The 12,758-nt window shown below is 70.0% G+C and carries 13 protein-coding genes; 7 read left to right on the forward strand and 6 right to left on the reverse strand.

Annotation, left to right across the window (positions count from 1 at the left end; all coding sequences use genetic code 11):
- The first annotated feature begins 47 nt into the window (after positions 1–47).
- The 6 genes from ACIQBL_RS02915 (at position 48) to ACIQBL_RS02940 (ending at position 5,231) form a co-directional block, all read left to right on the forward strand.
- Positions 48–1,031 carry a serine/threonine-protein kinase gene (locus ACIQBL_RS02915; RefSeq protein ID WP_401935987.1) on the forward strand — a complete coding sequence of 328 codons (984 nt, stop codon included), beginning with the start codon at positions 48–50 and terminating at the stop codon, positions 1,029–1,031.
- Positions 1,018–1,479: a hypothetical protein gene (locus tag ACIQBL_RS02920; protein ID WP_401935989.1), complete on the forward strand. Its 462-nt coding sequence runs from the start codon at positions 1,018–1,020 to the stop codon at positions 1,477–1,479. The genes ACIQBL_RS02915 and ACIQBL_RS02920 overlap by 14 nt, the downstream gene beginning before the upstream one ends.
- An 80-nt stretch (positions 1,480–1,559) precedes the next feature.
- Positions 1,560–2,465 carry a hypothetical protein gene (locus tag ACIQBL_RS02925; RefSeq protein ID WP_401935991.1) on the forward strand — a complete coding sequence of 302 codons (906 nt, stop codon included), beginning with the start codon at positions 1,560–1,562 and terminating at the stop codon, positions 2,463–2,465.
- A gap of 40 nt (positions 2,466–2,505) precedes the next feature.
- Positions 2,506–3,267 carry a VWA domain-containing protein gene (locus tag ACIQBL_RS02930; RefSeq protein WP_200717559.1) on the forward strand — a complete coding sequence of 254 codons (762 nt, stop codon included), beginning with the start codon at positions 2,506–2,508 and terminating at the stop codon, positions 3,265–3,267.
- Between the two features lie 3 nt (positions 3,268–3,270).
- Positions 3,271–4,062 carry a PP2C family serine/threonine-protein phosphatase gene (locus ACIQBL_RS02935; RefSeq protein WP_401935994.1) on the forward strand — a complete coding sequence of 264 codons (792 nt, stop codon included), beginning with the start codon at positions 3,271–3,273 and terminating at the stop codon, positions 4,060–4,062.
- Positions 4,059–5,231 (forward strand): hypothetical protein, encoded by a 1,173-nt coding sequence (locus ACIQBL_RS02940; RefSeq protein WP_401935996.1) that lies wholly within the window; start codon positions 4,059–4,061, stop codon positions 5,229–5,231. The genes ACIQBL_RS02935 and ACIQBL_RS02940 overlap by 4 nt, the downstream gene beginning before the upstream one ends.
- Positions 5,232–5,236: 5 nt before the next feature.
- On the opposite strand, the gene ACIQBL_RS02945 is transcribed toward ACIQBL_RS02940, so the two are convergent.
- From ACIQBL_RS02945 to ACIQBL_RS02970, 6 genes are all read right to left on the reverse strand, one after another.
- Positions 5,237–5,842 (reverse strand): hypothetical protein, encoded by a 606-nt coding sequence (locus ACIQBL_RS02945; RefSeq protein WP_401935998.1) that lies wholly within the window; start codon positions 5,840–5,842, stop codon positions 5,237–5,239.
- On the reverse strand, positions 5,829–7,364 hold the full coding sequence (locus ACIQBL_RS02950; protein ID WP_401936000.1) for a substrate-binding domain-containing protein: 1,536 nt from the start codon (positions 7,362–7,364) through the stop codon (positions 5,829–5,831). The genes ACIQBL_RS02945 and ACIQBL_RS02950 overlap by 14 nt, the downstream gene beginning before the upstream one ends.
- Entirely contained in the window at positions 7,361–8,578 is a 1,218-nt protein-coding gene (locus tag ACIQBL_RS02955; RefSeq protein WP_401936002.1) for a toxic anion resistance protein, read from the reverse strand. The genes ACIQBL_RS02950 and ACIQBL_RS02955 overlap by 4 nt, the downstream gene beginning before the upstream one ends.
- Before the next feature lie 13 nt (positions 8,579–8,591).
- Positions 8,592–9,671: a hypothetical protein gene (locus tag ACIQBL_RS02960; RefSeq protein ID WP_401936005.1), complete on the reverse strand. Its 1,080-nt coding sequence runs from the start codon at positions 9,669–9,671 to the stop codon at positions 8,592–8,594.
- Between the two features lie 299 nt (positions 9,672–9,970).
- Positions 9,971–10,390, reverse strand: coding sequence for a hypothetical protein (locus tag ACIQBL_RS02965; RefSeq protein ID WP_401936007.1), 420 nt, complete (start codon positions 10,388–10,390; stop codon positions 9,971–9,973).
- A 137-nt stretch (positions 10,391–10,527) separates the two neighbouring features.
- Positions 10,528–11,739: a pyridoxal phosphate-dependent aminotransferase gene (locus ACIQBL_RS02970; RefSeq protein ID WP_401936010.1), complete on the reverse strand. Its 1,212-nt coding sequence runs from the start codon at positions 11,737–11,739 to the stop codon at positions 10,528–10,530.
- Positions 11,740–11,898: 159 nt separating this feature from the next.
- Between ACIQBL_RS02970 and ACIQBL_RS02975 the strand changes: the two genes are divergently transcribed.
- Complete coding sequence (locus ACIQBL_RS02975) at positions 11,899–12,735, forward strand: trypsin-like serine peptidase (protein WP_401936012.1); 837 nt, start codon at positions 11,899–11,901, stop codon at positions 12,733–12,735.
- Positions 12,736–12,758: the final 23 nt, after the last annotated feature.

Below are 12,758 nucleotides of genomic sequence, written 5' to 3' on the forward strand. Positions count from 1 at the left end.
GGACACTCGGGACAACCTGCAACGAACCCCGAAGTGAGGTGAGCGGGGTGCGCACTCCGGTCAGCGATCCCCTGAGCGTGGGGCCGTACCGGATCACCGGGCGGCTCGGCTCCGGCGGGATGGGATGGGTGTACCTCGGCCGCTCGCCGGCCGGCCGCGAGGTCGCGGTGAAGGTCGTACGTCCCGAACTGGCCGCCGAGCGCGAGTTCCGCGAGCGCTTCGCGCGCGAGGTCGCCGCCGCCCGGCTGGTCAGCGGCGCCTACACGGCGGCCGTCGTCGACGCGGACACCGAGGCCGAACTCCCCTGGCTGGCAACGATGTACGTGCCCGGACCCTCCCTCGCCGAGGCCGTCCGCACCGACGGACCGCTGCCCGAGGCCCAGGTGCGCAGGCTCGGCGCGTTCCTCGTCGAGGCGCTCCAGGCGATCCACGCCGCCAACCTGGTCCACCGCGACCTCAAGCCGGCCAACGTCCTGCTCGCCTCCGACGGCCCCCGCGTCATCGACTTCGGCATCTCCCGCGTCGAGGGCGCCCCCAGCCTCACCCAGGCCGGAATCGTCGTCGGCACCCCGCCGTTCATGTCGCCGGAGCAGATGACCGCGGCACCGGTCGGCCCGCCCAGCGACGTGTTCTCCCTCGGCGGCGTCCTCGTCTACGCGCTGACCGGCCGCCCGCCGTACGGCTCGGGGGAGGCGGTGAGCCTGCGGGTCGTGCACGGCGAGCCCGACCTGGACGGCGTACCGGCGGGGATACGGCCGCTGATCGCACGGTGTCTCGCCAAGCGGCCCGGGGACCGGCCCCAACTGGATCTGCTCCTCGCCGAGTTGCTGGCCCAGCCGCGCGCCGCGGTGTGGCCGCCGCCCGCCGTGGCCCGCACCATCGAGGTCCGCCGCGGCGAACTGGCCGCCCGGCGCGGGGGCGGCACCAGCCTGCCGGTGCCGTCCTGTCTGCTGCTGCACGCGCAGGCCCTGCTCGACGCGGGCCTCACCGACGACATGATCACGCAGGCGGTGGCCCGTGGCGACGCCTGAGGCCTCGATCCCGCCCGGCCGGGACTACGACATCGGTTCGTCCTGGCGGCAGTTGGTGCACAACTGGGGAGCCCGCCGGAATTACCACGTCGAGAGCGATGTCGATTCCGTCTCCCTGCAATTCGATCTAGAGGCGTCCGGGCGGACGCTCACCGTGCGTTTCATGACCACGAAAAGACTCCTTGTCGCCTTTGTCACCGACGGTCATTCTCTGCGCAAGGATCAATTGGCGATCGCCGCCGCCGCGTCGAACGCGTGGAACACCGAACAGCTGAATCCCATGCTGTCCGTGTGGGACGTACGCGGACCAGGACCGTGCCTCGCCGGGGTCTGCGACCTGCCGCTGACCTGCCGGATCTCGCAGGCCGATTTTGATGTTCTGGCCAGTGATTGGGTGGAACGGGCGCGACAGATGTTCACCCGTTGTCATCAGGTTTTCCAGCTGTAGAAGTGAATTGAGCATTCTCAGTCAACCCCTTTCGGCCACGGGTCTGTTGCCTCCACTATGGGCGCCAACGGGGGGTTGTCATGAGACGTACGTTCTTCACCGCCTTGCTGTTCGGTCTGTTGATCGCGGTGATTCCGGCGGGGCCCGCGGCTGCCGCCGGTGACACCTGTGGCAAGGACTTTCCGGCCCAGCTGAACTGCTGGACGGCCGTACTCGGCGACGGGGCGGCCGTCACGGTCACCCTGAACAAGTCCCTTGACTTCGACACGAGTCAGCCGGTCGGCCAGACCGCTGTTCGCCGGGACTTCAAGAACCTCCAGGTGCAGGTACCGGCCGGTGTCCGCACCGGCCAGGGCGGCACCGCGCTGTTCATCCTGGCCGGCCACCGGCTCGTCGCCCGGGACGCCCGGATCGACCGGCTGGACCCCGGGACGCTGAACGCCCTCGGCGGCTGCGGCGACGACGACGTGTGCAACGCGCTCAAGAATTCCTCGCAGACCGGCCGCCAACTGATCGAGAGGCAGGGCGTCGCCGAACTCGGCGCGCACAAGTCCACGGGCTACCTGGAACCTCTGCTGTACGCCCTGACCGCCGCACTCCTTCTGCTGCTCCTCGCCCTCTTCCTCGCCGTCCGCCGCTCCCGCGCCCCCGCGACGGCCGCGGCGGGCGGGACGGAGGTCCGGTCCGAGGAGACCACCGCCAGACTCCGGCCCGTCCCGCCCGCCCCCGCACCGACCCCGTCCCCCGGCCGGCGCGTCGGCCCCCGTACCGGCCCGTCCCGAACCGCCGTCGTCCGTACGGCACTTCACCCGCAGGGCTACGTCGAACTCGACCGCGTCCTGTACCGCGCGGTGTGGGCCGAACCGGAGCGGACGCCGCCCGTGCCCGGCGCGCACGTCGAGGTCACCGACGCCCGCGAACCCGACTCCGACGTCCTGTACGCCTTCCCGCCCGCCGCCCGGCATCACGCGCGCGGCAGTTCGTGACCCCCGTACTCCCGTACCGCTCGGCCGACCAGGAGAAGCCATGCACAGCGAATACCCGCCCACGCTGCCGGCGGAGTACGCCGACATCGAGTTCGAGAACAACGCGCAACGGCTGCCGCTCGTGCTGTGCCTCGACACGTCGAGTTCCATGGCGGGAGCGCCCATTCAGTCGCTGAACGACGCGCTCGCCGAGTGGACCCGGGAACTGCACGACGACGTCTCCCTGAGCTACAGCGTCGAGGTCGCCGTGATCACCTTCGGCGGCCGGGGCGTCGGCGCCTGGCGCGGGCCCCAACTCCTCGACCCGCGCACCCCGGTGAGCCCGTTCGTGCCCGCGCACGCCTTCCAGGCACCCCGGTTCACCGCGTCCGGCGTGACCCTGATGACCGAGGCGCTGGAACTGGCCATGCACGTGGTCGCCGCCCGCAAGGCGGAGCTGCGCGCCTCCGGACTCCAGTACTACCGCCCGCAGATCTGCCTGGTCACCGACGGCCTCCCCACCGACGGCACCGGCCACATGACCGACTCCTGGCACCGGCTGCTGCCCGTCCTCGCCGAGGAGCAACAGGCCCGCCGCTTCCGGCTCTACGCGATCGGCGTCGGCGGCATCACCGACCGCGGCGAACAGGTGTTGCAGGCGTTCGCGCCGAAGTTCAACGCGCGCATCCAGGGCTTCCCGTTCCGCGAGCTGCTCCAGATGATGTCGGCGAGCGCGAACGCCGAGCAGAAGGGCGCGGGCGACGAGGTCTTCGAGAAGATCTTCAGCCAGTTCAAGACGCAGCGCCCGGCCTGGGAGAGCTGACCGGTGGCCGACTCGCCCTGGCGCATCCACGGCCTGAGCGTCGAGGGCTACCGCCACCGCCGCACCGGCACCCCCTGCCAGGACGCCTGCACGTACACGGTGTCCGGGCCGGTGGCCGTCCTCGCCGTCGCGGACGGCGCGGGCAGCCGCCCACACTCCGACCAAGGGGCCCTGCACGCCGTCGAGTTGGCGGCCGAGCACTTCCGGCGCCGGGCCGCCGCCGCGTCCGGCTGCCCGCCGGGCGACGAGGTCCATGACCTGCTCGCCGACGCCTTCCACGACGTGTCCAAGATCTTCCTCGACACCTACGGCGCCGCCGCCCCCGACTACGCCACCACCCTCACCGTCGTGGTCCTCACCCCCGGCTGGCTCGGCCATCTCAGCGTCGGCGACGGCTTCGTCGTCGTACGCGCCGGAACGGAGGACGGGGAACGGCAGTTCCATCTCCTGCCGCAGCCGCCCGCCGTCAGCGAGTACAGCAACGAGACCGTCTTCCTCACCTCGCCCGACGCGCCCCGCCGACTGCGCACCGACTGTGTGGCCGACCCGGGCGTCGACGGGGTGCTGCTGTCCACGGACGGCCTCGCCCAGGCCGCGCTCTCCACCCCCGGCGGTGGCCCGCCGCAGCCCAACACCTCTTTCGTGGAAGCCGTGTTGCGCTCCCTGGACACCCCGGGGCCGGTGACCGACAGCGCGAGCGAGAACATCGCCGCGCTGCTGCGCTCCGACCGGCTGACCAGCCTCAACGGCGACGACAAGACCCTGCTGCGGGCCGTGCGCGCGGTGGCACCGTGACCGGCCGCACCGTCCACCTGGACGGCAAGCAGGTCACCCTCGCCGAACTCCCGCTCAAGGGCGGCGGCCAGGCGGCCGTCTTCCCCGTCGAGGGCGACGACACGATCGTCGTCAAGCTCTACCGCGACCGCCCCGGCCCGGACCTGGAGCGCCGCCTCGCCCGCATGCTCACGATGTCCCCCCTGACCGCGCGCCCCACCGACGCCAACCAGCCACCCGAACTCGCCTGGCCCACCGCCATGGCCCGCAGCCCCGAGGGCGAGTTCCTCGGCTACGCCATGCGCCGCTTCGGCGAACCCCAACACGTCCAGCTGGTGGGCCTGTTCACCCGCGCCCAGCGCCTGCGCCTCTTCGGCGACCGCGCGGACTGGCGCTTCCTGCTCGGCGTCGCCTGGAACCTCGCCTTCATGACGGCCCGCATGCACTACGACCACCTCGTCATCGGCGACTTCTCCAGCAGCAACGTCGTCGTCGACGCCAACGGCTTCGTCACCTTCCTCGACTGCGACTCCATCGCCTTCACCGACCCCGTCACCGGCGAGCACTTCCCGTGCCTGATGCACACCACCGACTACTCCTCACCGGAACGCCAGTCGGGCGCGGCGGCCACCCCGGAGAGCGACAACTTCGCGCTGGCGGTGCTCATTTACCAGCTCCTCACGGCCGGCAACCACCCCTTCGGCGGCGTCCCGCACGACAGCACCCCCGAGTCCACCGTCAAGGACAACATCGCCGCCAGCGTCTCCTACGTCGTCCGCCCCGAGGCGGTCGTCATCCCGCGCGGCACCGTCGACCCCTCGGTGCTCCCGCCCGGCCTCCTCACCCTGGCCCACGCGGCCTTCGGCGCGGGCGTCCACACCCCCGCCGCCCGCCCCAGCCCGGAAGTCTGGCTCCGAGCCCTCGACCAGGAGCGTTCCCGAGTCCAGGTCTGTCAGGCCCGCCCCCTGCACGCCTACGGCTCCCACCTCCCGACCTGCCCGTGGTGCACCAGGGCAGCGGTGACGGGACACGACGTGTTCAACCCACCTGTACGGCCCACGATCCCGGTGCCGCCACCGCCGCCGGCGGACGCGCAGGGCTCCCGGTTCGGCCCCCTGAAGGTGGTGGGCGTGCTGTTCCTGCTCGTCCTGCTGCTCATCGTGCTGTCCGCGCTGAACCACGGGCACTGATCAGGTCAGTGGGAACGCCCCCGGTCCTCCAGATACCGCGTGTGCGACTCCTGCCGCCGCGCCTCCGCCTCGCGCAGGCTCCCCGCCAGCCCCTGCGCCTCCTCGTGCAGCACCGCCAACTGCCGCTCCAGATGCCGCTCGGGCGGTTCGGTCCCCGGCGCCAGCCGCGTCCACCACCGCGTCCGTACGAACGTGTCGACCGCCTCCGGTACGTCCTGCCGGATCGCCCGCGACAGGATGTGCACCCCCTCCGGATCCTGCGCGAGGTCCTGCGTGACCCGCGGATCGAGGAGCCCGGCGAGCAGCTGGTTCAGCTCGGTGAGCCGGCCCGCGGCGGCGGGCGGCAGTTCGACGCCGCCGAGATAGCCGCCCAGCTTCTCGAAGTCGTCCCGCAGTTCCTCCAGTTGGGCCGACGGATCCGGGAAGTCCGGCACCACCGGCCGCTCCGGCGGCGCGACCAGCGCACCCGCGCCGTACAGCCCCACGACCACGACCGGCCAGTACGGCCCCGCCACGCCCACGAACGTCAGCACCAGCCCGACGAGCCCGCACGCGCTGCCGGTGAGGTTCTTGCGGGACTCCAAGTAGCCCAGGAACTTACTGATAGCCACGGATCTCCTTGAAGGCGCCGTCCAGCGAGCCCTGTTGGGCGTCGAAGAGCCGGCCGCCGGTCAGGTCGGCGATGTGCTGGAGCTCCGCCTTGTCCGAGTCGCCGAAGAGGATGGGGAAGACGGGGATCTCCCGCTGGGCCGCGGGCAGTTGACGGTAGAACCCGTCGAACTCCGCAGCCTTGGCGCCGGTCGTGTTCTCGCCGTCGGTCATCAGCACGATCGACGTGAACGTGTCGGCCCCGGTGCCGAGATGCTCGTACGCCTTCTCCAGCGAGGTGTAGATCGCGGTGTTTCCGTCGGCACTGAGCGACTCGGTGTCCGCGCGGATCGCGTCGAGCCCGGCCTGCGGATCACCCGGACTCACCACATGCGTCCGCACGCTCTTCACGGCCGACCCGAACGGCATCAGCGTGACCTCCTCACGCTGCCGGAAGTCACCGGTCAGATCGGAGAGCGCCTTCTTCAGCCGGGACAGCCGGTCGCCCGCCATCGACCCCGAGGTGTCGAGCACGTACACGGTCCGCGACGGCCGGCGCAGCTTGTTCTCGTACGAGTCGAGGAGCCCGTCGGCGACGGACCGGGTACCGGGGAACGGGAGTTCACGCCGTCGGCTCGTGTCGAGGCCCGACGCGGGCGGCACGGAGGCGACGACCGGGCGGCGGTGCGTGCGGGTGGTGATCAGCCGCTGGAGCGCGTCCGTGCGCAGGTCCGTCGTCACCCGGCGGACGTTCTCGCGGGTCGTGGCGCTCGTCGAGGCGAGCGAGGTCAACGGGTAGTCGGCGGTGACGACCCCGTCGCTCGGGCGGATCACGGTCAGGCCCGGGATGCCCTTGAGGACGGACTCGTAGTTGAGCAACGCGTCCACGTTCCCCCGGCGTTGATACGCCTGGGCCAGCCAGCCCGAGGAACCCGACGTCAGCTTCTGCCCCTTGAAGAACTCCTTCAGCCGGGGAGTGGCTTTGGCGACGTCCGCGTCCGTGAGCGCCGACTGGGCGCCGGAGAGGGCGGAGGCCACCGAAATGAGGGTCGAGAAACCGGAGTTGGAGCGCGCAGGGTCCGTCATGCCGTAGGTCAGCCTGCCGTCCTGCACGGCCTGTTCGATCTGCGACCAGGTGACCTTGTCGGGCTGCCAGCCCAGGGACCGGACGGTGGCCGCCCTGACGCCGATCGCGACCGGGCTGGACATGATCGGCGTCTCGGACACGACCTTCTTCGCCGCGTCGGGCCGTAGCCGCAGAGAGTCGTTCGACGACAGCCACAGCGCGTCGTACCGCCCGTCGGCCCCGCCCTTCGCCAGCAGGTCCACCGCGTCCAGGGTGCCCATGTAGGTGGGGCGGATCGTGATGCCGGTGTCCTGGTGGATCCGGTCGAACACCGGGGTCATGTCGCTGAGTTCGCTGGAGGCGAGGACGCGGAGGGTCCCGGGGCGGGGAGCGTTGCCGGTCGCGGGCTGCTTGGACTGTGAGGTGCAGGCGGTCAGCAGTGCGACCGTGCCGAGCGCGAGGGCGAGGAGGCGTCTCATCCGAGACCACCCTCCAGCGCACTCTGCGACCGGCTCCGCTCCAAGTACGAGCTGGCGTTCTGGAGTTCGGAGGTCAGGGACTCGACCGTCGCCGCCATCACCTCGGTCGCCTGGACCTTGTACGTGTCGATCGCGTCGAGCGTGCGGTAGATCTGCTGGAAGGCCGTGCGGAGTGTCTCCGCGCCCACCGCCGGGTCGGCCGCGATGCGCTGGATCTCGCCGCTCTGGGTGGAGAGCATCTCCGCGTTGCCCCGGATGAGGTCCTCGGTCGTCCCGCGCAGCGCGTTGACCTGGTCGACGACCTTGCGCTGGTTCTCCAGGGCCGAGGCGAGCATGACCGAGATACGGAGGGCGGAGACGGTCGTGGTCGCCGCCCGGTCCACGCCCTTGATCAGCTCGTCGTTGTTGCGCCGTACGACATCCATCGCCAAGTAGCCCTGCGCGCACACCGCGAGCTGGGTCAGCAGGTCCTGGTGCTTCTGCCGGACCGGGAAGAGGACGTCCGCGCGCAGGGTGTCGGCCTGGCTGGGGTCGGTGGAACCGACGCCGGCGATGTGGTGCTCGACGGCCGTGTCGAGGGCCTGGGTGAGGACCACGTACTCCTGGAGCTTGCCCATGGTCTCCCAGAGGCGGACCCGCTCGGTCTGCAACGCCGCGTTGTCGCGCCGGAGTTCGTCCTGGCCGCCGCGCAGCGAACCCACGATCTTGTTCAAGGTGCCCTGCGCGGAGGCGTACTTGGCGACGTGGTCGCGCAGCTTGTTGCCGCCGGGCAGCCGGGACAGGAACTTCCGCCCCTTGGAGGCGGGAAGGTCACGGGGATCCAAGTCCTCCACGACCCGCCGGAGTTCGACGAGCGAGCCCGCCACCTGCGACTGGGCGTCCCCGCCCTTCGAGGGCAGACTGCGGACCGTCCGCTCCAGCATCCGGTTGGACTGCGCGGTGGCGCTGCGCATCTCGCCGGCACCGAGCGCGGTGATCTCCCCGACCTTGCCCGCGAACTCGGGCGACCGGGCGTCGAGTGCGGCGAGCCCCTCCACATAGGCGGAGGCCTTGCGCTCCATGTCCGTACGGACGGAGTCGTCGACCGGGACGAGCCCGCCTGCCTTCTCTCTCGGCACGGGCTTCACGGCCTCCGGCGGAGTAAGAGTGAAGACGTCGTCACCGCTGAGGGTGTGCTCACTGCTGTTCTGACTGGTGTTGAAACTGCTGCTCATGTGGTCCCCCCGGTCAACCGCGCGCCCGGCGCGCCATGTCGTGCAGCACCTTCGAGGTGGGCACGGGCGCCTGCCGGACGCCGGTCAGCGTCTGGTTGAGGTAGCTGGAGTGGGCGGCGGTGGCCGCGACGAACTCGGCGGTGTCGCCCTGCGGCCGGAACCCGTGGCGCACGGCGAGCCCGCGCAACGTCGCGTCACTGCTGAGGAGTTCACCGAACGCGCGGCCCTCCGCGGTGAGCGGTACGACGGTGTGGTCGCTGTTGGCCGTGGTGTCCGGGTAGAGGACGACGAGGTCACCGACCGGCTGCTTGTCCAGGAGCAGCGAGGCCACCTGGGACTCGTACACCAGGACCAGAGGATTGCCGGCGCCGCTGATGAAGTCCCTGAACGGCGCGTCCGAGCTGGACTGTTGGGCCCCCTGCACGCTGATCAGCTTGCGCATCAGGGGCGCGGTGCGATCGACATCGGCGCTACTGGCCGCCACCCGCCCGCCGTTGGCGACGTAGGAAGCCGCGGCGAGATACAGAGCACCCGAGTTGGAGGTCTCCGGATCGGTGCTGGCGATGTAGAGGGTCCCGGTCAACTCCCCGTGTTTCGAGGCCCCCTTGAGCTGCTGCCAGGTCAGATCCCGCTTGGCCGCGTCGAGATAGGCAGCCATCTTCAATGTGCCGCGATCCTGGCTCTTGTCCAGCGTGGCGAGCCCGTTGGCCGCGAGCACCCGGGCGGCGCTGCGATGGGCCACGACGACGAGCGGCGAGTAGAAGGGCCGCGGCAACGGCTGCCGCACCTTGTACTTGCCGGCGAGCGCGTCGGCCGGCGCCTGGCTGGAGGGGAAGGCGAAGTCGTACCCCTTGAGGTCGAGCCCTTCCATGGCCCAGGACCCGGAAGTCTCCGTCTTCACGGTGAACCCCTTGGCGGCAAGGGCCTTCACCACATCGGGATCGGCGAAGAAGTCCGCCTTCTCCGAACCGATCACACCCCGCACGGTCTTCGTTGCCGTGCCCTTGTCCCCACTGTCCCGGCCCGCTACGACGGCTGCCACCACTCCGCCGATCAGCAACACCGCGAGGACGATTCCCGCGATACGTCTCACAGGATGCAGCGTCCTCGCGGAACCCAACATTCCCCACGGAAAGGGATGAACGGCAGGTGTCGTCCGGGTCCCGGATCAACACGGGAGGTGAAATGCCGTAAAGGGGCGCGGGGCTGTATCGATATGCGGCTCCGCCGCGTGAGCGCGACCAGCCACGACGGATCCGCACCCGCAAAACGACAAGGCACCCCACGACGATTAGGCGCCCCCCGCTCAAGCCAACCCAGTGCATGGCACCCGGTCCGCGCGTCGCTGCGGGTGCACGCGGACCGGGGCCGTTCAGGGAGCCGTCATACGGCTCAGCGCGCGGCCAGCTCGCGCGGCTCCGCCGCCTCCGCGTGCGCGTCCATCCGCTGCGCGGACAGAATCGCCGCAGCCGTGTCCGCACGAGAGGCGGCGACGACGAGCGCCCGCCCGGCAAGGGCATGCGCCCGCTGATGCAGGGCGTCCAGGTGAGACATGGGCGGGGTCGCGGACGCGCGACTCGGCGTCACGCCACCACGCAACCGGCTCAGCTGCGCCGCAAGCCGCTCGGCCGCCGCGTCCAGGTCGTCGGACGGCGCCAGCACGCGCAACTCGTCGGTGACCGCGAGCAGCGCGGCGAGGTGACCCGCGAGCTGGATGTCCAGCTCCTCCTCGCGCGACCGGTGGGGGAAGTCGGAGGAAGGGGTGCGGGCCAGCGTGCTGTGGACCGACTTGGTGCGGATCGGTTCGTACATGGCATGGTCTCCTGTGCTCTGACAGGAAACCATCCTAGCTTAGATTTCGTCTAAAGTTGTGCGGACCGAAAAACAGAGGCGAAGAAACCCCAAGAAAATCGGCCCGCGAGGTTTAAGGGCTTTGGGGCCCGTCCGCCCTACGGCTGGCTGTACCCGTCCAGGAAGTTCCCGATCCGGGTCACCGCGTCGCGCAGATCCCCGACCGTCGGCAGGGTCACGACCCGGAAGTGGTCGGGCTCGGACCAGTTGAACCCGGTGCCCTGGACGACCATGATCTTCTCCTGGCGCAGCAGGTCGAGGACCATCTTCCGGTCGTCCTTGACCTTGAAGACCTGCGGATCGAGTCGCGGGAAGAGATACAGCGCGCCCTTCGGCTTGACGCAGGTCACGCCCGGGATCTGGGTCAGCAGCTCGTACGCGACATCCCGCTGTTCCTTGAGCCGCCCGCCCGGAAGCACCAGGTCGTTGATGGTCTGCCGCCCGCTGAGCGCGGCGACCACCCCGTGCTGGCCGGGCATGTTGGCGCAGAGCCGCATGTTGGCCAGGATCGTCAGACCCTCGATGTACGACTCGGCGTGCGCGCGCGGCCCGGAGATCGACATCCACCCGACGCGGTAACCGGCCACCCGGTACGCCTTCGACATCCCGTTGAAGGTGAGGGTGAGCAGGTCCGGGGCGATCTTCGCGGTCGGGGTGTGCGTGGCGCCGTCGTAGAGGATCTTGTCGTAGATCTCGTCGGAGCAGACCAGGAGGTTGTGGCGGCGGGCGATGTCGGTCAGGCCGCGCAGCATCGCCTCGTCGTAGACGGCGCCGGTCGGGTTGTTCGGGTTGATGATGACGAGCGCCTTGGTGCGGTCGGTGATCTTCCGCTCCACGTCGGCGAGGTCGGGCATCCAGTCGGACTGCTCGTCGCAGCGGTAGTGGACGGCGGTGCCGCCGGAGAGCGAGACGGCGGCGGTCCACAGGGGGTAGTCCGGGGACGGTACGAGGACCTCGTCGCCGTCGTCGAGGAGGCCCTGCATCGCCATGACGATCAGCTCGGAGACGCCGTTGCCGATGAAGACGTGCTCGACGTCCGTCTCGATGCCCAGGGTCTGGTTGTGCATGACGACCGCGCGACGGGCGGCCAGCAGCCCCTTGGCGTCGCCGTACCCGTGCGCCGACGACACGTTCCGGAGGATGTCCTCCAGGATCTCGGGCGGGCACTCGAACCCGAACGCGGCCGGGTTGCCCGTGTTCAGCTTCAGGATGCGGTGGCCTGCCGCCTCCAGACGCATCGCCTCTTCGAGGACCGGGCCCCGGATCTCGTAACAGACGTTGGAGAGCTTGGTCGACTGGATCACCTGCATGTCGGTGAGCTTACGGCCCGGTAACGCCTCTCGCGCCGTGTTTTCCACCACGTGGGCTTCTTGCGGCGACCCCCTGTTGTCGTGAGAATGTGCATGACAATGACGTGAGGGCGACCGGAAGATCTCCGGTCGCTCGCGTCTGTAAGAGGGGACCCCCACATGAACAAGCCTCTCCTTGCCGCGCTCTCCACCCTGGCCATCGCCGGGGCGGGCGTGGCACCCGCGGTCGCCGCACCCCAGGCGGCACCGAAGGCGGCTGCCGTGGCCGTCGACTTCGCCGGCACCGTCTCGCTCAGCAACTGCTCCGGCTCTGTCATCCGCTTCCCGAACTCGACCGACACCTCCCCGGCGCTCGTGCTGACCAACGGCCACTGCCTGGAGACCGGGTTCCCGGCGGCCGGTGAGGTCATCACCGGCCAGTCCTCCAGCCGTACCTTCGGGCTGCTGAACTCGGCCGGCACCAGGGTCGCCACGCTCCGCGCCAACCAGGTCCTCTACTCGACGATGACCGACACGGACGTGACGATCTACCGCACCACCACCACGTACGCGGCGATCAAGAGCGCGTACGGCATCAGCCCGCTCACCGTGAGCGCCACGCACCCGACCGCCGGCACCGCCATCAAGGTCGTCTCCGGCTACTGGAAGACGATCTACAGCTGCAACATCGACGGGTTCGTGTACCGGCTGAAGGAGGGCGACTGGACCTGGAAGGACTCGGTCCGCTACACCTCCGCCTGCAACACCATCGGCGGCACGTCCGGTTCCCCGGTGGTCGACACCAGCACCGGGCAGGTCGTCGCCGTCAACAACACGGGCAACGAGGACGGGGAGACCTGCACGGTCGACAATCCGTGTGAGGTCGACGAGAACGGCACGGTGACTGTTCGCGAGGGGATCAACTACGCCGAGGAGACTTACAACATCCCGGCGTGCTTCACCTCGGCGAATGTGCTGAGCCTGAGCGCGTCGGGTTGCACCCTGCCTAAGCCGTAACGCTCCGCTGGGTGCGCCGTCTT

It is taken from the genome of Streptomyces sp. NPDC088350 (assembly GCF_044753545.1).
GTDB lineage: Bacteria > Actinomycetota > Actinomycetes > Streptomycetales > Streptomycetaceae > Streptomyces.